This is a genomic window from Streptomyces sp. 5-10 (assembly GCF_014712245.1).
Lineage (GTDB): Bacteria > Actinomycetota > Actinomycetes > Streptomycetales > Streptomycetaceae > Streptomyces > Streptomyces violaceusniger.
Window position 1 is genome coordinate 1 of the sequence record NZ_JACVYG010000210.1, and the last position, 866, is coordinate 866.

2 protein-coding genes are annotated in these 866 nt (G+C 65.9%); both read right to left on the reverse strand.

All coding sequences use genetic code 11. The annotated features are described in order from the left end of the window. A partial coding sequence (locus tag IEJ02_RS50985; RefSeq protein WP_369075669.1) for a hypothetical protein occupies nucleotides 1-379 on the reverse strand: 379 nt, incomplete at its 3' end. 68 nt (nucleotides 380-447) lie between these two features. Continuing rightward, nucleotides 448-864: a condensation domain-containing protein gene (locus tag IEJ02_RS50990; RefSeq protein WP_498067152.1), complete on the reverse strand. Its 417-nt coding sequence runs from the start codon at nucleotides 862-864 to the stop codon at nucleotides 448-450. Nucleotides 865-866: the final 2 nt, after the last annotated feature.

Below are 866 nucleotides of genomic sequence, written 5' to 3' on the forward strand. Positions count from 1 at the left end.
GCCGCTCAAACAACTCATGCACACAGCCCGGAGCCTCGAACGACTCCACCGCATTCCAGGCGTGCACCACCAGCTCCCGCTGCGCCGCCGGCAACACATCCAGCTCCCGCACCGGCGTATCCGGCGCCGACCGCAAAGCCCCCACCAACTCCAACAGCGCCCTCTCCACCAACCCACACACCCGGCCCGCATCCACCCGCGCAACCGCCTGGACGGTCAAACCGAAACCCTCGCCGAGATCATCGACCGACACGGTCAGGGGATAGTTGGTGCGCTCCTCACCACCCAGCGGCTCAAACCCTTCCCACACCTCATCCCTGGCCTCCGAGGCAGCAGGGGCACTGTGCCGGTAGTTGAGCAGGCTGGTGAACAACGGCATCGACGCATGCACACCACTACACCGCTGCGCCAACGCCAACGACGCATGCTCATGCCGCAACAACCGCGTCAAGAGCTCATGAGTACNCGTACCCCCGCCGCCACGGTGTCCTCACCCACGTTGATACGCATCGGCAGCGTGTTGATGAACAGCCCCATGCCTCGATCCGCACCGGCACCGCCATGCATCCGGCCGAACAGCACGGTGCCGAACACCACATCATCCCGGTCGGTCAGCCGCGCCAACACCTGCGCCCACGCCTGGTGGAAGAGGCTGGCCGCGCTTACCCCGAGCCGCCGCGCCGAAGCACGTACCTCACGCGCCAAATCAGCCGATATCTCAAGGCACGCCTCATTGACTCCAGAACCATCGCCCTGGACATCCAACAGCCCGAACGGCGCCGTCGGCTCATCCACGCCCGCGAGCAACTCGCGGAAGAACGCCTCGTGCTCATCAGCGCTGACACCCAGCACCGCCTGCGCCACCA